We start from the raw sequence: 18139 nt of genomic DNA, 5'->3' as shown, positions 1-18139 counted from the left end.
TGTGTCCGTGATCGAACTGGAGAACGTGTCACGTGCCTTCACGGTGCGCGGCCGGGTGGGGCTGCGGCGGACCCAGCGGGAGGTGCGCGCGGTCGACGGGTTGACCTTCACCGTCGAGCCCGGCGAGGTGATGGGCTACATCGGGCCGAACGGCGCGGGCAAGTCGACCACGATCAAGATGCTGACCGGCATCCTGGTCCCGACCGGCGGCGCGATCCGGGTGGCCGGCGTGGACCCGTCGCGCAACCGGCTCAAGCTGGCGAAGCGGATCGGCGTCGTCTTCGGCCAGCGCACCACGCTGTGGTGGGACCTGCCGTTGCGGGACTCCTTCGCGGTGCTGCAGAAGCTGTACGGCGTACCGCGGGCCCGGCATCTGGAGAACCTCGCCACCTTCGTCGAACTCCTCGACCTGGGCGATCTGCTCGACGTCCCGGTCCGGCAACTGTCGCTCGGCCAGCGGATGCGCGGCGACATCGCCGCCGCCCTGCTGCACGACCCGGAGATCGTCTACCTGGACGAGCCCACCATCGGCCTGGACATCATCAGCAAGGCCCGTCTGCGGGAGTTCCTCGCCCAGGTCAACCGGGACCGCGGCACCACGATCATCCTCACCACCCACGACCTCGACGACATCGAAGCGCTCTGCTCCCGCGTGATGGTGATCGACCACGGCCGGCAGGTCTACGACGGCACCCTGACCGGCCTGCGAGCCAGCCAGTCGGCCCCGCGCACCCTGATCGTCGACCTGGCCACCTCGCTGCCCCCGATCGACATCCCCGGCACCACGGTCACCCGAACCGAAGGCCCCCGCCAGCACCTCACCTTTCCCCCCACCACCAGCGCGGCCCCGCTGGTGGCGCAGATCGCGGCCTCGTACCCGTTGGTGGACCTGTCGATCTCCGACCCCACCATCGAGTCGATCATCGCCCGCCTGTACGCCGGCGAGCCCGGCTGACGCCTGCCTGCTGTCAACTGTCGCGGTGGGGCCGTCAGGGGTTGAAGCCGGCCGCCATGGAGAGGACCTCGGCGGGGTCGAGCGGCTTGGGGTCGGCCCGCCACTCGGCCAGCACGTCGGCATAGTCGTCTTCGTCCAGCCGGCCGAGGTCGGCGCCGATGAGGTTCCGCGCCTCGGCGCTGCCGATCTCGGTGTAGGTGAAGTGGCGTTCCATGTAGAAGTCGTTGCGCAGGGCAAGATTGTCGTGGAACTTGCCGGTGTTGGCCACGTAGCTGTACATCACTTCGCTGGCCAGCGCGGCCACCCAGACCGACCGGTCCCGTTCCTTCACCAAGTAGAGCTTCATCGCTGGATCCCGTCAGTTCTGGTCGTCGTCGGTGTCTGACCTACGCTCGGGCGGCCGGCATCCGTTGCGCTGCCCGACGAGTTCGCCTTCGTCCGCTGCCGGGAGTCACTGTAGTTGTTCACCTCGAGGCGGATCCCGCCCAGCACCTTCAGCCCGTCGATGCCTCGGGGAGCTGCCAGCGTGGCGGACAGCCGCACACACTCCTGCCGTGCGGCGGCCCGCTGGCTCAGAGTCGCGTCGGCGCTGCGCTCGATCTCGTAGTACGGCGTGGTCGCCTCCTTGACCTTCGCCGAGGCCAGCGAATGGAACTGCACCTCGACGGTCTCTCCCGGCGGAGTCGCGAGGTGAGCGTGAATCCCCTTGTACCGCGAGTCTTCCGTGTACGAGTGCATCGCGTAGGTGACCTGCCATCCCGAGTCGCCGAGCCCCTCGATGGTCCGGCGGGTGGAGGCGACGAGCGCATCTTCGTGCTCGGTCAACACGGTGTATCGGAGCAAGTCTTCAGGCGGCAGTTCCCGGCCGGCCCGCTGAGCATCGCGGAGCTTGCGGGCGAGCGAGTGCGGCGACTTGATCCTCGACGCCAGCTGGTACGGCGCGGCGGACGGTGGCATCGCGGCCAGCACCTGCGCCGTGATGCGGGGCTCGGTGGCTACTGCTCGCTTCAGCAACTCGAGGCTGCGGACGGTCGCCGGTACGCCGTACTGCCGGGCGATCTCCGCTGTCGTCGGCAGGTCGGCGCCCCAGTCGACCTCGCCGTGCTGGGCGAACGCGTCGCGCAGCTCGCGCGGTTCCGGTACGTCGGTGAGGCCCGGCGGCGGCATCTGTCCCCCTCTGGATTCGGTCTTTCAACCGTAGAGAGCCGCGCGCCGTCGGTGGGGTGAGAATCAGGATCTGTGGATAACCGACCGGAGGTCAGCCGGCCTTGATGAAGTCGGTCACCGCGTCGGCCACCAGCTGGACGGCGATCGCGCTCAGCAGCAGACCCGCGATCCGGGTGACGAGCAGGACGCCGTTCTCGCCGAGCAGCTTCATGATCAGGCCGGAGAACCGCAGGGTCAGCCACATCACCAGGTGGATCAGCACGATGCCGACCGAGATCGCGATCACGTCCGCCAGTTTTCCGTCGGCCCGCTGGACGAAGACCATGGTGGCGACGATCGCGCCCGGGCCGGCCAGCAGCGGCGTACCGAGCGGGACGAAGGCGATGTTCACGTTCTTGGTCTGGACCGGGTCCTCGGCGGTGTCGGTCAGCAACTGCAACGCGATCAGCAGGAGCAGCAGACCGCCCGCGCACTGCAGCGCGGGCAGGGAGATGTGCAGCTGGCTCAGGATCTGCTGCCCGAAAGCGGCGAAGACGACGATCACGCCGAAGGCGACCAGGACCGCCTGCCAGGCAGCCTTCTTGCGCACCGCGCGGGACTGTCCGGCCGTCAGCGAGATGAAGACCGGCACCGTGCCGGGCGGGTCCATGATCACGAACAGCGTGACGAAGACCGAGCTCAGCAGGGAGAGGTTGATGATGTCGTTCACGGCAGGTACGCCTCGGGGGCGGTGGCGTCGGCGGCGGCCGCGTTCGCCTTGGCGACCTCGAGCAGCCGCTGGAACTGCTCCGGGTCGGTCGTGTTCACACCCAGCTCGTGGTCGATCTTGCCCACCCCGTGGTGGTCGCTGGACCCGGTCTGGATGATGCCGAGGTCCCGCGCGATCGAGCGCAACGCGGTCCGCGACTCGGGCGAGTGGTCCTGGTGGTCGACCTCGATCCCGGCCAGGCCGTGCTCACTGACGAGCCGCGCGATCGTCTCGGCGGTCATCACCTTGTGGCTGGACCGGCCCCAGGGATGAGCGATCACCGGTACGCCGCCCGCCGCGCGGACCAGGTCGATCGCGTGCCCCGGCTCGATCGCGTAGTGCGAGACGTGCCCCGGACGCCCGTCGGCGAGGAACCGGTCGAAGGCCTCACTGCGGTTGGCGACCGTGCCGTTGGCGACCAGCGCGTCGGCGACGTGCGGGCGGCCGACGGACGGCGTACCGGTCGCTTGGGCCAGTACTTCGTCGACGGTCAGCGGGACGCCCATGCTGTTGAGCCGGGCCACGATCGACGGCAGCCGGTCGTGGCGGCCCTCGCGGACGGTGGCGAGCTCCGCGGCCAGCGGCTGGTACGACGGGTCCGGCAGGTAGCCGAGCAGGTGCACGCTGATGCCGTCCAGCTTGCAGGAGATCTCGATCCCCGGCACGAAGCCGATCCCGAGGTCCTCGGCGGCACGCCGGCCCTCGCCCCAGCCGTCGGCCGTGTCGTGATCGGTGAGCGCGATCACGTCCAGACCGTCCCGCTTCGCGTGCGCGATCAGGACGTCGACCGGGTCGGTGCCGTCCGAGCGGTTCGAATGGGTGTGCAGGTCGATGCGCACGAGTGATCGGGATCCCTTCTCTGGACAACTGTCAGCGCTGATGCTATCGGGCTCGGCTGACGGCCCTATCGTCTTCCCATGGAAAAGCAGCGGGTCGACTGTGTCGGTGCTCTCGTGTACGACGAACAGCACCGGCTGCTGGTCGTCCAGCGGGCCAACGAACCGGGCCGCGGGCTGTGGTCGCTGCCCGGCGGCCGGGTCGAGCCGGGCGAGGACGATCCCACCGCGGTGGCGCGGGAGGTCGCCGAGGAGACCGGGCTGCAGGTCGCGGTCGGCGAACTGGTCGGTGAGGTCGAGCGGGATGCCCCGAACGGCAAGCTCTACGTGATTCGCGACTACCAGGCGGAGTCGGTCGGTGGCGCGCTGGTGGCCGGCGACGACGCCCTGGATGCCCGGTTCGTGAGCCGCGAGGAGTTCGAGAACCTGCCGACCACGACGCTGCTCGCCTCGACCCTGGCACAGTGGAACGCACTACCGGGTTGAGCAACTGGTGCTTCCCGGGTCAGTTCACTCGAATCAGAGTGTTGTTGTCGCTGGGGGCCAGTTCGAACTCGTCGCAGACACAGTCGTCCAGGTCGGGGGCCGGGATGTCGAGCGGGCCAGAGTACGACTTGAGGTACTTCTTTCCGTTGTACAGCTCCAGTTCGATCTTCGAGGCGTCGTAGACCTCTGAGCTCAGCCAGATCCCATAAGGGTCAGCCGGCATCGGCCGAAGCCGGCCACACTGGCCGTCGATGCAGACCCGAATGCCAGTGGCTCCGCTGCGAATCGAGCGCACGTCGATGACGCCGGCCCCGCCGCAGGGAGCGCAGTCGATGGTCTTCGAGCACGCCGCCAGGGCGAGCGTCAGCGCGATGCTGGTGAGCAGGGTGCGGCGCATCTCTCCAGTGTGGCTGTCAGGCGTTCCACTGGTGGATGGCGGGCGAGCCGCGGTCCCAGCCGAGGATGGAGACGGTGGCGGTGTTGAGGACGAAGTGGCGGCCTTCGGTGACGTCGAGTTCCAGCCAGCGGGCGGTCAGGGCGCGGAGGGCGTGGGAGTGGCCGAAGACCAGGACGTCGCCGTCGACGGCGGCGATCCGGGTGTTGACGCGGTCCAGGCGGGTGGCGACCTGGGCCGGGGTTTCGCCGTTGGGTACGGGATTCGCCCAGACCGTCCAGCCAGGGACCGTCTGGCGGATCTCCGCGGTGGTGATGCCCTCGTAGTCGCCGTAGTTCCACTCGACCAGGTCGTCGTCGACCTCGGCGTGCCCGAACCCCGCGATCTCCGCCGTACGCCGGGCGCGCTGACGCGGGCTGGTCAGCACCAGGTCGAACTCCTGGCCCGCCAGCCGGTCCTTCAGCGCGGACGCGATCCGTTCACCCTCCTCTGTCAGCGGCAGGTCGGTGGTCGACGTGTGCCGGCCCGACTTGCTCCACTCGGTCTCGCCGTGGCGAACCAGCCACAGCCGGTCCTTCCGCTCTGTCGACTCCGCGTGTGTGGTCACCCCGCCATCGTCGCAGAAAGCCGGACAACCAGGGTCGAGCCCTTGACCGATCGGCCCGCCACAGGGCAAGGTCGAAAACTGTAAGCGCTTCCATTTCGTCCGACGCGAGGGCTGGGAGGAGACACCGATGGCGTCCGGATCGGCAGGCAGGCCGGCGACGATCTACGATGTCGCGGCGCTGGCGAAGCTGTCGATCGCGACGGTTTCGCGTGTCCTGCAAGGGACCGGCCCGGTGTCGGCGAAGGCCCGAGCGAGGGTCGACCAAGCGGCGCAAGAGCTGAACTACGTGCCGCTGCGGGCGGCCCGCAGCCTCGCGGTCCAGCGTCACGAGGCGCACGGGCTGGTGCTGCCCGACCTGGCCGGCCCGTTCTACGGCGATCTGCTGATGGGCTACGAACGCTGGGCCGGTGAGCACGGCCAGAGCGTGATCCTGACCGTTACGCACGGCAATCCTGATCCCCTGCGGAGCCTGCGGGACCTGGCCGGGCGGGTCGACGGGATCGTTGTCCACGGCAACGCACTGGACCTGCCCGCGATCCAGGGCCTCCGCCGGGCGAACGTACCGGTCGTACTGGTCGCCCGCCCGCCGGTGACCGGCTGCGACTCGGTCCGCACCGAAAGCGCCACCAGCGCTGAGCAGTTGACCAGCCGGCTGCTGGAGCACGGCCGGAAGAACCTGCTGTTCGCCGGTGATCCCGCCAGCTCGTACGACGTCTCCGAACGCTACGCCGGCTTCACGGCGGCGCTGCGGGCGCGAGGGCTGGCTGTGCCGGAGCCGGAGCGGGTGCCGCTGACCGAAGAAGCTGGGGCCGCCTTCGCGAAGAAGTTGCTAGAAGCAACAAGCCGGACGGAAACGCAAGACGGAGCATGCACCGCGGAAGCGGGCACCGCGGGAGCCGGCGGGGGTGCGGCAGGAGGCGAGCGGCGCTGGTCCGCAGGGCCTGACGCTCTGGTCTGCGCCAACGACGAGTTGGCGTTAGCGGTTCTGAAGACGCTGGGGGACGGCGGCATCGACGTACCCGAGCAAGTAGTGGTGACCGGCTGGGACGACGTGATGGCGGCCCGGTACGTGTCGCCAGGACTGACGACGGTTCGGCAGCCGATGGCCGAGTTGGGCAGGTTGGCCGCTCAGCGGTTGCACGAGCGGATCACCGGGGAGCGGACGCGGGGACGTAACGACGTACTGGGGACGGAACTCGTGCTGCGCAGCAGTTGCGGCACGGCACCGGGGGAAAGACCAGCTATTCGATCGACCGGTTGAGGAGAAACAAGTGATGTTCACCCCTACCACCCGCCGCCGACTGGTGATCGGCGGAGCGGCACTGACCGCGACAGCGCTGGTACTCACCGGCTGCGGCCGTTCGGCCGAGACCGGAGAGGCCGCGCCCAAGGCAACGACCAGCGTCGGCGACGGGCCCGCCACCGGCGAGCTGACCGTCTGGGCGATGGGCACCGAGGGCGAGAACCTGCCCAAGCTGACCGCCGCCTTCGAGCAGGCCAACCCCGGCGTCAAGGTGAAGGTCACCCCGATCCCGTGGGACGCCGCGCACAGCAAGTTCACCACCGCGATCACCGCCCGGACGACTCCGGACGCCGCGATGGTCGGCACCACCTGGATGGGTGAGTTCGCCGACCTGGACGCGCTCGACCCGACCCCGGGCAACATCGACACCGCCGGCTTCTTCGAGGGAGCCAACGAGACCACCAAGGTCGGCGGCACCAGCTACGGCGTCCCCTGGTACGTCGAGACGCGGCTGGTCTACTACCGCAAGGATCTGGCGGCCAAGGCCGGCATCACCACTCCCCCGACCGACTGGGAGGGGCTCAAGGCGATGGCCAAGGCGATGCAGGAGAAGGCCGGCGCGAAGTACGGGATCAACCTGCAGCCGGGCGGCACCGGCTCCTGGCAGACGGTGATGCCGTTCGCGTGGTCCGCGGGGGCGGCGATCACCGGGGACGACCAGAAGGAGTTCACCTTCGACACCCCGGAGATGCAGGAGGGGCTGAAGTACTACCAGAGCTTCTTCACCGACAAGCTGGCCGGTACCGACCTGCCGCCGAACCAGACCGAGGCGCAGTTCGTCAGCGGCCAGGTGCCGATGTTCATCTCCGGACCGTGGATGGCCGGTTCGGTGGCCAAGCTCGGTGGCGAGGCGATGAAGAAGAACATCGGCGTCTTCCAGCTGCCGAAGAACAGGACCGCCACCTCGTTCGTCGGCGGCAGCAACTTCGTCGTGTTCAAGAACGGCAAGAACAAGGACAGCGCCTGGAAGCTGGTCAAGTGGCTGTCCGACGCGAAGACGCAGGCGCAGTGGTTCAAGCTGTCGACCGACCTGCCGGCCGTGAAGACCGCCTGGGAGGACCCGAGCATCGCCAACGACCCGCTGCTGCCGGTCTTCGGCAAGCAGCTCGAGGACGCCAAGGCACCGCCGGCGATCGTGAACTGGGAGCAGGTCGCCACCGCGTTCGACGCCGAGGTGGAGAAGATGGCCAAGTCCGGCCAGTCCCCGGCCGACACCGCGAAGGCGATCCAGACCAAGGCCGCGTCGATCGGCACCGGTAGCTGATCGCTGATGAGTGCAGCCGTGAGAGGTGGCTCCGGGCGGCAGACCGCCGCCGCCTGGATCCTGACCCTGCCCTTCGTCGTCCTGTTCCTGGCCTTCACGGCCGGACCGGTGCTCGGTTCGCTCGGGATGAGCTTCACCGACCTCAGACAGCGCGACCTGCGCACCCCGTTCGCGGTGAACGGGGTCGGCCTCGACAACTACCTGAAGGCGCTGTCGGACGAGACGTTCCGCAAGGCCGCGCTCAACACGGCGTACTTCGTCCTGGTCGGGGTCCCGCTGACGCTCGGCCTCGCGCTGGCCGCGGCGCTGTTGCTGGACCGGGGGGTGAAGCGGTTCCAGAGCCTGTTCAAGGTCGGCTACTACCTGCCGGTGATCACCTCGATCGTCGCCATCGCGGTGATCTGGCGGTTCGTGCTGTCGCCGGACGCGGGCCTGCTGAACACGGTGCTGTCCTGGATCGGCGTCGACGGGCCGAACTGGCTGGCCTCGGAGACCTGGGCGATGCCGTCGCTGATCATGATGGCGGTCTGGCGCAACTTCGGCTCGGCGATGATCATCTTCCTGGCCGGGCTGCAGGGCATCCCGCAGACCGTCGAGGAGGCCGGCCAGCTGGACGGTGCGGGCTCGTGGCAACGGTTCCGGTACCTGATCCTGCCGCTGCTGCGGCCGACCGTGCTGTTCACCAGTGTGACCACCGGGATCGGCTACCTGCAATTCTTCGAGGAGCCGTTCGTGATGACCCAGGGCGGTCCGCTGAACAGCACCATCTCGGTGTCGATGTACACCTACCAGCAGTTCGGTTTCGGCAACTACGGGCTGGCCACCTCGATGAGCTACCTGCTGTTCGTGGTGATCGCCGTCGTCACCTTCGTCCAGTTCCGTCTGCTGAGGGAGAAGTGATGCGCCGGACCTGGTGGATCTACCTGATCGCGGTGCTCGGGCTGGTCGCGGTCGCGGCGCCGTTCCTGTGGATGCTGCTCGGCAGCTTCAAGACCCAGGGTGAGCTGCTCCGGGTGCCGCCGACCTGGTGGCCCGAGGCACCGACCACGCAGAACTACGATGACCTGTTCAGCAAGGCGAACTTCCCCCGGTACTTCCTCAACTCGACGATCGTGGCGCTGGCCGTGACGGCCGGCAACCTGCTGTTCTGCTCGATGGTCGGCTACGCGCTGGCCAAGCTGAACTTCCGCGGCCGCAACGCCCTGTTCGTCGTGGTGCTGGGCACGCTGATGATTCCCGGCGTGGTCACTTTCGTCCCGCTCTTCGTCCTGGTCACCAACGCCGGGCTGGCCAACACCTACCCCGGCCTGATCCTGCCGTTCCTGGTGTCCCCGTTCGGGGTCTTCCTGATGCGGCAGTTCTTCCAGGGCCTGCCCGACGACCTGATGGACGCCGCCCGGGTGGACGGCAGCGGCGAGCTCGGCATCTTCGCCCGGATCATGCTCCCGTTGACCAGGCCGGCCCTGGCCACTCTTGGGATCCTCACCTTCCTCGGCTCCTGGAACAACTTCCTCTGGCCGCTCGTGGTGGCCCAGACCGAGGAGAAGTACACCCTGCCCGTCGCCCTCGCCCTGTACTCGACCGGACAGAACGCGCAGAACTTCGGCCTGCTGATGGCCGGCGCGGTCGTGGTCGTCGTACCGGTGCTGGTGATCTTCCTGGCCTTCCAGCGCCATGTCACCAAGGGCATCGCCATCACCGGCATCAAATAACCCCGTAGTACAAGCGATTCTGGAGGCTCCGATGACCGCCAACATCAGCCGACGCACCCTGTTGGCAGTTTCAGGTACTGCCGCTCTCGCCGGTTCCGCCGGCCTCACCACCAGCTCGTACGCCGGTCCGCGCGGCGCCGCGAGCCCCGATCCGGGCGCCCTGCTCAAGGGCGGCTGGCATCCGAGCCGCCACGACCGGGCGCTGGTCGGCCGCTGGGCCCGCGACACCTGGCGCAGCCTGGTCGCGATGACGGACGAGCGGACCGGCCTTCCCGCCGACAACATCGGCGAGTCCGTCACCGACCCGGTGCGCAGCAAGTACACGTCGCCGACCAACATCGGCGGCTACCTGTGGAGCACCGTGGTCGCCCGCGAGCTCGGCATCATCTCCCCGCAGGAGTCCGTCCGGCGGCTCACCCGGACGCTGACGACGATGGCGAAGGTCGACCACCACGAGCCGAGCGGCATGTACTTCAACTGGTACGACGAAGCGACCGGCGCGGTGCTGACCGTCGACCCGGACGGCACCAAACCGATCACGCCGTTCGTCTCCAGCGTGGACAACGGCTGGTTCGCCGCCGCGCTGATGGTGGTCCGCAACGCCGAGCCGCGGGTCCGCCGGCTGGCCGACTCGCTGCTGAACCAGATGAACTTCGCCTACTACTACAACCCCGCTGTCCGGCCGGGCGGACTGATGCGGGGCGGCTTCTTCGAGACCTCACCGCCGGACGAGGAGACCGACCGGGGCAATCACGCCGGGACCGGTCCGGACGTGTTCTACCGCAAGTTCCACTACGACACCTGCAACACCGAGGCCCGGATCGCGCCGTACATCGGGATCGCCCGAGGCCAGGTCCCGCCGCAGCAGTACTTCGCCACCTACCGGACCTTCCCGGAGTCCTGCGACTGGGCCTGGGTCGAGCAGAAGCCGGTCGGCGTGCACCGCACCTACCTCGGCATCGACGTGTTCGAGGGCAGCTACTCCTATCGCGGGATGCGGATGGTCCCGTCCTGGGGCGGCGACATGTTCGAGTCGCTGATGCCCGACCTGTTCGTGCCGGAGTCGCGGTGGGCACCGCGCAGTTGGGGGATCAACCACCCGCTGACGGTCCGGGCCCACATCGAGCACGGGCTGGACGAGGCGAAGTACGGCTACTGGGGCTTCTCCCCCGCGAGCAACCCGAAGGGCGGGTACTCCGTCTACGGGGTGGACGCGATCGGGATGGACCCGGGTGGTTACCCGTCCGACCTCGAGGCGACCAACTACGACGCGGGCTTCGACGGCTGCCGGGAGGGAGTCAACCCGAACCCGAAGTACGGCGACGGTGTGGTGACTCCGCATGCGGCCTTCCTCGCGATGCAGTACGCCCCACGGCAGGCGATCCAGAACCTGGTCCGGATCGAGTCGAGACTGCACGCGTACGGCAGGGGTGGGTTCTTCGACTCGGTGGCGGTGAAGTCCGGACTGATCGCCCGCCGCTACCTGTCGCTGGACCAGGCGATGGTGATGGGTGCTATCGGCAACGTCTTCGCGAACGACGTGATCCGCCGCAACTTCGCCACCGGTGACGTGGTCCGGAAGGTCAAGCCGCTGATCGCCATGGAGCAGTTCACCGCCGGCCTCGACTGACACACGGGAGTCACTTGTATGAGCAACGCGAAGGCCGACTGGGACGAGCGGATCGCGATCCGCAGCGACGAGACCCGCGCCGTTCCACTGCCTGACCTGGACCCACCCGCCTCGGTGACGGCGGTGGGTGGGGTCGGGCAGGTGACCGTGGACTGGTCGCCGGTGCCGGGGGCGGTGGGCTACGTGATCCTGCGCGGCCCGGACGATTCGTCCCTCGAACCGGTCGATCATCACAGCGGTGACCTCTTGTCGGTGCCCGGACCGCCGTATGTCGACACCACCTGCACCGCCGGTACGACGTACAGGTATGCGGTGGCGAGTGTCCCTGAGGTGACGGTGCACGGGCGTCCGGGCGCGTCGGTGGAGGCGACGCCACTGGTTGACAATGGCAACGTTCCGGCCGTCCGGCTGACTGTCGACGCCCTTGCCGAAGGCACTGAACTGCATCGCCCGTGGGTGCCGATGGTGGGCAGCGAGCGGCTCAGTCAGCTGCTCTGCGAGGAGTCGAGCGGCGGTCGCGAGATCGGCGCCGAGCTGGAGCAGGCGCTGCGGCGGATGCATGACGAGCTCGGTGTCCGGACGGTGCGGGCGCATGCGATCTTCCACGACGACACCCGGGTCTACCGCGAGGTGGACGGCGTACCGCAGTACGACTTCGAGGTCGTCGACGCGATCTACGACAAGCTGCTGGGGATCGGGCTGCGGCCGGTGGTCGAGCTCGGCTTCATGCCGCGGGACCTGGCCTCCGATCCGGCGAGGACGGTCTTCGAGTACGGCGCGATCATCTCGCCGCCGAAGTCCTACGAGCGGTGGCACGACCTGGTCCGGGCGCTGGTCGCGCACCTGGTCGAGCGGTACGGGCCGGACGAGGTGCTGGGCTGGGACTTCGAGGTCTGGAACGAGGCGAACCTCGAGGTCTTCTGGTCCGGCAGCAAGGCCGAGTGGATGCACCTGTACGACGTGAGCGCCGCCGCGGTGAAGTCGGTCGACGAGCGGCTCGCCGTCGGTGGCCCCTCGTCGGCCGCGGCCGGCTGGGTGGACGACCTGCTCGCCCACGCCGCCTCGACCGGCTCGCCGGTGGACTTCGTCACGACGCATACCTACGGGAGTCCGCCGCTCGATGTGCAGGCCTCGCTCGACCGGCACGGCTTCGGCCGGGCACGGATCCTGTGGACCGAGTGGGGAGTGACGCCGAGGCACTTCAACCCGATCAACGACTCCGTGTTCTCCGGGGTGTTCCTGCTACGCGGGATGCGGTCAGCGGCCGGACGGGTCGATGCGCTGGCGTACTGGGTCGCGTCGGACCATTTCGAGGAGCTCGGCCGGCCACCCCGCTGGCTGCACGGCGGCTTCGGGCTGCAGACCATCGGCGGCCTCGCGAAGCCGCGCTTCCACGCGATGTCGCTGCTGAGCCGCCTGGGACCGGCCGAACTGCCCGTGGCGTTCGAGGGCGACGGCGGCGGAGGGCTGGTGGAGGCGTGGGCCTCCAGGGACCGCGACCGGATCGCCGTCCTGGTGTGGAACCTGACGCTCGACCAGTCGAAATCCGGCGGCGCGGCAGAGCTGACGCGAGACGTCACACTCTCGTTTCCCGGAGTGGACCCCGCCTGGCGGGCGACCGCCACCTGGCTGGCTCCTGGAACCCCGGGCGATCTGGTCACGGCGGCGGCCGCGATCGGCGTCGGCGACTGGCCGACCGAGGAGCAGTGGGCCGAGTTGGCTGCGCACAACGAACTTCAGGTAACGCCGGTAGAACGCGACGGCGCGGACCTGACGGTCACCTTGCGGATGCCTTCGGCTGTCCTCGTCGAGCTCCGCCCGCCCGGCTGAGCAGTGGCAACCGGCTCGGCCGGCCTCACTCCACCGGGGTGGGGCGGGCGGGCTGGTCGCCGCCGCGGGCCTCGAGGTAGGAGTTCTTCGGGACCATCACCTTGCGCTTGAACAGGCAGACGACGGTGCCGTCCTGCTTGTAGCCCTTGGTCTCGACGTAGACCACGCCCCGGTCGTCCTTGGACTTCGACTCCCACTTGTCCAGCACCACGGTCTCGCCGTAGATGGTGTCGCCGTGGAAGGTCGGGGCGATGTGCCGCAACGACTCGATCTCCAGGTTGGCGATCGCCTTGCCGCTCACGTCGGGGACCGACATGCCGAGCAGGATCGAGTAGATGTAGTTGCCAACTACAACGTTCTTGCCGAACTGGGTGGTCTGCTCGGCGTAGTTGGCGTCCAGGTGCAGCGGGTGGTGGTTCATCGTGAGCAGGCAGAACAGGTGGTCGTCGGACTCGGTGACCGTCTTGCCGGGCCAGTGCTTGTAGACCGCACCGACCTCGAACTCCTCGTAACTGCGGCCGAACTGCATCTCTGCTCCTTCCGGTGACCCTCTCCCGGGGCCAATCGTGCCCTAAAACCCGCCTGCCGACGGGGCTGGGAGAGAAACGTCACCCGGAGGTGAGCGATCGGTAAGGGGCGGCTGTTTCCCTAGTGCTCTGGGGTCACTTTGCCCGGCCCTGCGTGGACCGGGAGTGGGAAGGACAGCAATGCTGCGGATTCACTTCACTGCCGAGGACTTTGCCCGTACGACGCTCGCCGCCGAGCCGGATCCCCTGTGGGAGGTCCTGCTCAGCCTGCACATGCTGCAGGTCGAGGACGGCCCGCTCGCGTACGGCGCCTGGCGGCAACGCATGCGCCGGCGACTGCCACGGGAGACGGTGGGGCCACTGGCCGCGCTGGCTCCGCCGGTGGGCTACTCCCCGGACTTCCTGACGCCCACGGCCCGATCCAGCGAGTTCGGCGACGCTGTCGATCTCATGCTGTCGGCACCGCGTCAGCAGGTCCGGACAGACTTGTCGAGGTTGTGTGCCCGGCGCACGGCGGCCACCTGGGTGCGGCAGCTCTCCGAGGCTCGACCGGAGACCTTGCATCGGCTCGGCCACTCCGTGCGGGTCTACCACCGTCAGGCGCTGGCGGCGTACTGGCCGTCGCTGCGGGCCGCAGTACAGGCGGACAACCGGCAACGGATGCAGCAACTGACCGCCGGCGGGGTCGCCTCCATGCTGACGGACATCCATCCACAAGCACGGTGGAGCGGCCAGGTGCTGGAGATCGCGGCCTACCCTGCCGACGAGGAGATGCGGCTGGACGGTCGTGGCCTGCGCCTGCAGCCGTCGTACTTCTGCTGGAAGGCACCGACGAAGCTGGCCGACGAGGGGCTGTCGCCGGTCCTGGTGTTCCCGATCAAGCACGCCAGTGGTCTGTTGCACAAGGAGCGGTCGGGCGTCGACACCCAGGAGCGGCTCGCCGCGCTGGTGGGCCGGACCCGGGCGACCGTGCTGGCGCTGACCGTCGACGGCTCGACCACTACCCAGCTGGCTCGCTCCTGTGACATCACTCTCGCGACGGCGAGCCACCAGACCGCAGTACTGCGGGACGCCGGGCTGATCGTGTCGCAGCGGCAGGGAAAGTCCGTGATTCATCAGGCAACCTCGTTGGGACACGCGCTGCTGGAGGGGACGGACCCCTGGTCGGGAGACACTGACCAGCATGCGTCCCGCCTTTCGACTACTGGGTCCCATAGCGGTCCTTGAAGAGGGGACGGAGGTGCCGATCGGGGCACCCCGGCTGCGGACGCTGCTGGCCGCGCTGCTGATCAACGCGAACCAGACGGTCACCTTCTCGGAGCTAGTCCTCTGGTTATGGGGTGGTGAGCCGCCGGCACATCCGCAGCGTGCTCTGCACACGGCAGTGTCGCGGCTCCGTGCGGTGCTCGGCCCCGAGTCCGGGCTGCAGACGGTCATCGGCGGCTACCGGCTCGACGTGGACGACGAACAGCTGGACCTTCGCCGGTTCCGGTTACTGGCCGCCGCGGGGACCATCGCCGACCTGACGGCGGCGCTGCGGCTCTGGGTGGGCGAGCCGCTGACCGGAGCTCTGGACTACCCAGTGGTCCGCGACCAGCGTTCGGTGCTGCAGGAGGAGTGGCTGCGGGTCACTGAGCAGTTGATGGACGCGCGGCTCGCCCTGCGTGAGCACGCGGAGCTGGTGCCGGAGCTGACCGCGCTGACGAAGCAGTACCCGCTGAGGGAGAGGTTCTGGGCACAGTTGATCCTCGCGCTGCACAGCTCGGCCCGGCAGGCGGAGGCGTTGGCGGCGTACCAGCAGGTGGCGGAGCTGCTGCGGGAAGAGCTGGGAATCGACCCCGGTGAGGAGATCCAGCGTGTCCACCTGGCTGTACTGGCCGGGGAGGTGCAAGATCGGCCTCCCGCGCCTGCCGAGTGGCAGGTGCATCGGCAGCTCCCGCTGGATATCGGGGACTTCGTCGGGCGGCAGGACGAGGTCGACGCGATCGTCACGCGGCTGACGAGCTCTGCCGGCGTACCGGTGGTGACGATCAGTGGGCCGCCCGGGGCGGGCAAGACCGCGCTGGCTGTGCGGGTGGCCCACCAGTTGCGAAACCGCTACCCGGACGGGCAGTGGTATGTGCGGCTGGACGGTGCCGGCGACTCCGAGCGGGAGCCGCTGGAAGTACTGCGCTCGCTGCTCGAGCTGGCTGGGTCCGAGGTACTGACAGGTGACGTGGACACGCTCTCGGCTCGGCTGCGTTCGATGCTGGCCGACAAGCAGGTGCTGATCCTGCTGGACGATGCCAAGGACTCGCGGCAGGTCAGGCCGTTGCTGCCGGGTTCGCGTGACAGCGCAGTACTGGTGACGAGCCGGAACGAGCTTGCCGGGTTGAGTGTTCTGGACAGTGCCTTGGGGACGACTGTCGCAGTACTGGAGCTGACTGAGGCTGTAGAGCTGCTGCGGGCCGTGCTCGGGGCTGACCGGGTCGACCGGGAACTGCAGGCAGTGGAGGACCTTGTCAGGTTGTGTGGCTGCCTTCCGCTCGCGCTGCGGATCGCGGCCGGTCACCTGGCTCTGCGGTCGGATGACTCGATCGCTGCGTATGCAGACGAGTTGCGCGGCAGCAACAGGCTGCTGGCGCTCTCAGTGGTCGGTGAGCCGGACGCTGCGGTGGAAGGAGCGTTCGCCCGCTCGTACGAGGGATTGCTGCCCAGCTCACGGCGCCTCTTCGCCCTGTTGGGACTGGTGCCCGGGCCAGACGTGACCGTCCCCACCGCTGCCGCGCTCCTGGGCTCGAATCTGCAGCAAGCCGGTGCTCTGCTGGACAGCTTGGTCAGCGCCAACCTGCTCGTCCGTCAAGGCGACAGGTACCGCATGCACGACCTCATCCGCCTGTACGCCGAGCAGCGTGCCGAGGTGGAGCCGGATGCCCAACCAGCGTGGAGCCGGCTCTGCGATTGGTACCTGGCGACAGCCGATGCTGCCACCCGTTTCGCTTACCTTCCGGCTGTGCGGCTGACCCCTCAGCTCGGGCTGCAGGTCTTCGGCCACCCGGACGAGGCGCAGACCTGGTTGGAGGAGGAAGAGGCCGGACTGGTCGCCATGGTCAAGCGAACTGCCGAGCACGGGCCTGCTCAGGTCGCCTGGCAGCTGGCCGACATCCTCCGCCAGTACCTGACACTCAACCACCGCGTCGATGCCTGGCGTGCGACCGTGCTGAGCGGAACAGCGGCCGCCAAGGCAAGCGGGCACCTGGGCGGGCAAGGCGCGATGCTGCACAGCCTGGGAGCACTGCAGTTCGCCAGTGGCGACACCGCTACAGCGATCGAACTGGCCGGCCAGGCGGCCGAACTCTACGCCCGCGCAGGATTCGGCCTCGGTTATTCCGCACTGCTGTGTAACCTGGGGATGGCTCTCGACGACCAGGGCGACTCACGGAAAGCCGCGGAACTGCTGAACCGAGGAGTCAACGGACTGCGGGAGTTCGACCGCCCTGGAGCTTTGGTCAACGCCCTCAACAGTCTGAGCAACGCGCAGTGCAGTCTCGGCAACCTGGCCGCCGCTCTCGCCGCCGCGGACGAGGCGGTCGAGATCGCGCCCGACGTGCGCAACAGGACCGTGGCGCTGTTCAACCGCGGCGTCGCGCACCGATTGCTGGGCAACCTCGAACAGGCGGAGACAGATCTCCGCGAGGCCGCGCAGTCTCCGGACGAGTCGCTGCCACAGCAGTACGAAACGGCTCTGCTGTATGCGGACCTGGAGTACCTGGAGGAAGCCGAGAGCTGGGCGAGGAGGGCACTGACCCGCAGCCACGGCAACGGCCAGCCCTGGCACGAGGCCGCCGCCCTCAACGCGCTAGGAACCATCTGCAGCCGCCGGGGGCACTGGAACGACGCTGCTCGCCACCACCAGGCCGCCGGGGGCATCGCTCGGAGCAACGGCCACCGGGCGACGGTCGCCGAGTCCGTGCTGGGTCTGGCCGAGGCGGATCTGGGCAGAGGCCAGCCCGAACGAGCAGCAGAGCTGGCCAAGCAGACCTTGCTGTCCGCTCGCCGGCTCGGCCATCGCATCCTCGTCTGCCGCGCTCTGCGCCTGCTCGCCGTCCTGGAACCCGCCGCCGGCCATGCTGCCGAAGCGGCGGCGATCCAGGAGGAGACCGGCTACCGGCCGCCCTAGTTCGACTGCTCCGGGAGGCGAGGGGCGACCTCACCCTTGAGCGCCAGCTTGGCCAGGTGGTTGCGTGCCTCTTCGGCGAACTTGAAGTCGCACAGCACGTCGTACGTCGTCGCCACCACCGCGGTCCGCGAGGTGAAGTCGCGACGGCCGGCCGACTGCGCGTAGCCGATCGCCGCGAACGCCATCCCGAAGATGGCACCCAGCACCACACCGGTGACGAGAGCGGCCAGCCAACCGCCGTCGCTGGCGAACAACCCGAGCAGCACCCCCACGAACAGCCCGAACCAGGCGCCGCTGGCCAGCCCGGCGACGACCGCCCGGCCCCAGGTCAGCCGGCCGGTGATCTTCTCCACCTGGCGCAGGTTGTTGCCGACGATGGTGGTGTGCTCGACCGGGAACTTCTCGTCCGAGAGGTAGTCGACCGCTCGCTGCGCCTCCCGGTAGGTGTCGTAGGTCCCGATCGTCAGGCCGGTCGGCCGGGGGTCTATCGAACCCATGCCCTGCGTGGTCATCGTCGTTCC

At 68.6% G+C, this 18139-nt stretch carries 18 protein-coding genes; 10 read left to right on the top strand and 8 right to left on the bottom strand.

Annotation, left to right across the window (positions count from 1 at the left end):
* Position 1 precedes the first annotated feature (1 nt).
* Complete coding sequence (locus OX958_RS09595) at positions 2-955, top strand: ABC transporter ATP-binding protein (protein ID WP_270136902.1); 954 nt, start codon at positions 2-4, stop codon at positions 953-955.
* Between the two features lie 34 nt (positions 956-989).
* Here the strand turns inward: OX958_RS09595 and OX958_RS09590 are convergent, their stop codons facing one another.
* The 4 genes from OX958_RS09590 to OX958_RS09575 all read right to left on the bottom strand — a co-directional run bounded on the left by OX958_RS09590 (position 990) and on the right by OX958_RS09575 (position 3709).
* Positions 990-1301 (bottom strand): hypothetical protein, encoded by a 312-nt coding sequence (locus OX958_RS09590; protein ID WP_270136901.1) that lies wholly within the window; start codon positions 1299-1301, stop codon positions 990-992.
* A complete protein-coding gene (locus tag OX958_RS09585) occupies positions 1298-2122 on the bottom strand; it encodes a hypothetical protein (protein ID WP_270136900.1) in 825 nt (274 codons plus the stop codon). The genes OX958_RS09590 and OX958_RS09585 overlap by 4 nt, the downstream gene beginning before the upstream one ends.
* 91 nt (positions 2123-2213) lie before the next feature.
* Positions 2214-2831 carry a MarC family protein gene (locus OX958_RS09580; RefSeq protein WP_270136899.1) on the bottom strand — a complete coding sequence of 206 codons (618 nt, stop codon included), beginning with the start codon at positions 2829-2831 and terminating at the stop codon, positions 2214-2216.
* Positions 2828-3709 carry a PHP domain-containing protein gene (locus tag OX958_RS09575; protein ID WP_270136898.1) on the bottom strand — a complete coding sequence of 294 codons (882 nt, stop codon included), beginning with the start codon at positions 3707-3709 and terminating at the stop codon, positions 2828-2830. Before OX958_RS09575 ends, OX958_RS09580 begins: the two co-directional genes overlap by 4 nt.
* A 78-nt stretch (positions 3710-3787) precedes the next feature.
* Here OX958_RS09575 and OX958_RS09570 point away from each other — a divergent pair, with 78 nt between their 5' ends.
* Complete coding sequence (locus OX958_RS09570; protein ID WP_270136897.1) at positions 3788-4192, top strand: NUDIX hydrolase; 405 nt, start codon at positions 3788-3790, stop codon at positions 4190-4192.
* A gap of 19 nt (positions 4193-4211) precedes the next feature.
* Here OX958_RS09570 and OX958_RS09565 read toward each other — a convergent pair whose 3' ends face one another.
* Both OX958_RS09565 and OX958_RS09560 read right to left on the bottom strand, forming a co-directional pair.
* Entirely contained in the window at positions 4212-4589 is a 378-nt protein-coding gene (locus OX958_RS09565; RefSeq protein WP_270136896.1) for a hypothetical protein, read from the bottom strand.
* 16 nt (positions 4590-4605) lie between these two features.
* Positions 4606-5193, bottom strand: coding sequence for a histidine phosphatase family protein (locus OX958_RS09560; RefSeq protein ID WP_270136895.1), 588 nt, complete (start codon positions 5191-5193; stop codon positions 4606-4608).
* Between the two features lie 127 nt (positions 5194-5320).
* Between OX958_RS09560 and OX958_RS09555 the strand changes: the two genes are divergently transcribed.
* From OX958_RS09555 to OX958_RS09530, 6 genes are read left to right on the top strand one after another with little or no spacing between them, the layout of a single operon-like run.
* Positions 5321-6454 (top strand): LacI family DNA-binding transcriptional regulator, encoded by a 1134-nt coding sequence (locus OX958_RS09555; protein WP_270136894.1) that lies wholly within the window; start codon positions 5321-5323, stop codon positions 6452-6454.
* Between the two features lie 13 nt (positions 6455-6467).
* Positions 6468-7760 carry a sugar ABC transporter substrate-binding protein gene (locus OX958_RS09550; RefSeq protein WP_270139019.1) on the top strand — a complete coding sequence of 431 codons (1293 nt, stop codon included), beginning with the start codon at positions 6468-6470 and terminating at the stop codon, positions 7758-7760.
* 6 nt (positions 7761-7766) lie between these two features.
* Positions 7767-8660, top strand: a complete 894-nt coding sequence (locus OX958_RS09545) for a carbohydrate ABC transporter permease (protein ID WP_270136893.1) — start codon at positions 7767-7769, stop codon at positions 8658-8660.
* A complete protein-coding gene (locus OX958_RS09540) occupies positions 8660-9472 on the top strand; it encodes a carbohydrate ABC transporter permease (protein WP_270136892.1) in 813 nt (270 codons plus the stop codon). The genes OX958_RS09545 and OX958_RS09540 overlap by 1 nt, the downstream gene beginning before the upstream one ends.
* Before the next feature lie 31 nt (positions 9473-9503).
* Positions 9504-11102 (top strand): glucoamylase family protein, encoded by a 1599-nt coding sequence (locus tag OX958_RS09535; protein ID WP_270136891.1) that lies wholly within the window; start codon positions 9504-9506, stop codon positions 11100-11102.
* 18 nt (positions 11103-11120) lie between these two features.
* Positions 11121-12932, top strand: a complete 1812-nt coding sequence (locus OX958_RS09530) for a GH39 family glycosyl hydrolase (protein ID WP_270136890.1) — start codon at positions 11121-11123, stop codon at positions 12930-12932.
* Between the two features lie 25 nt (positions 12933-12957).
* On the opposite strand, the gene OX958_RS09525 is transcribed toward OX958_RS09530, so the two are convergent.
* Positions 12958-13461 (bottom strand): MaoC family dehydratase, encoded by a 504-nt coding sequence (locus OX958_RS09525; RefSeq protein WP_270136889.1) that lies wholly within the window; start codon positions 13459-13461, stop codon positions 12958-12960.
* A gap of 178 nt (positions 13462-13639) precedes the next feature.
* Between OX958_RS09525 and OX958_RS09520 the strand changes: the two genes are divergently transcribed.
* Together OX958_RS09520 and OX958_RS09515 are read left to right on the top strand one after the other, a co-directional pair.
* Positions 13640-14686, top strand: coding sequence for an ArsR/SmtB family transcription factor (locus OX958_RS09520; RefSeq protein ID WP_270136888.1), 1047 nt, complete (start codon positions 13640-13642; stop codon positions 14684-14686).
* A gap of 13 nt (positions 14687-14699) precedes the next feature.
* Positions 14700-17618: an AfsR/SARP family transcriptional regulator gene (locus tag OX958_RS09515; RefSeq protein ID WP_270136887.1), complete on the top strand. Its 2919-nt coding sequence runs from the start codon at positions 14700-14702 to the stop codon at positions 17616-17618.
* Here OX958_RS09515 and OX958_RS09510 read toward each other — a convergent pair.
* Positions 17615-18130: a general stress protein gene (locus tag OX958_RS09510; RefSeq protein WP_270136886.1), complete on the bottom strand. Its 516-nt coding sequence runs from the start codon at positions 18128-18130 to the stop codon at positions 17615-17617. The genes OX958_RS09515 and OX958_RS09510 overlap by 4 nt on opposite strands.
* Positions 18131-18139: the final 9 nt, after the last annotated feature.

The sequence above is a fragment of the Kribbella sp. CA-293567 genome, assembly GCF_027627575.1.
GTDB lineage: Bacteria > Actinomycetota > Actinomycetes > Propionibacteriales > Kribbellaceae > Kribbella.
Note: the sequence above shows the minus strand (reverse complement) of the source record. Positions and strands in the feature narration are given on the sequence as shown.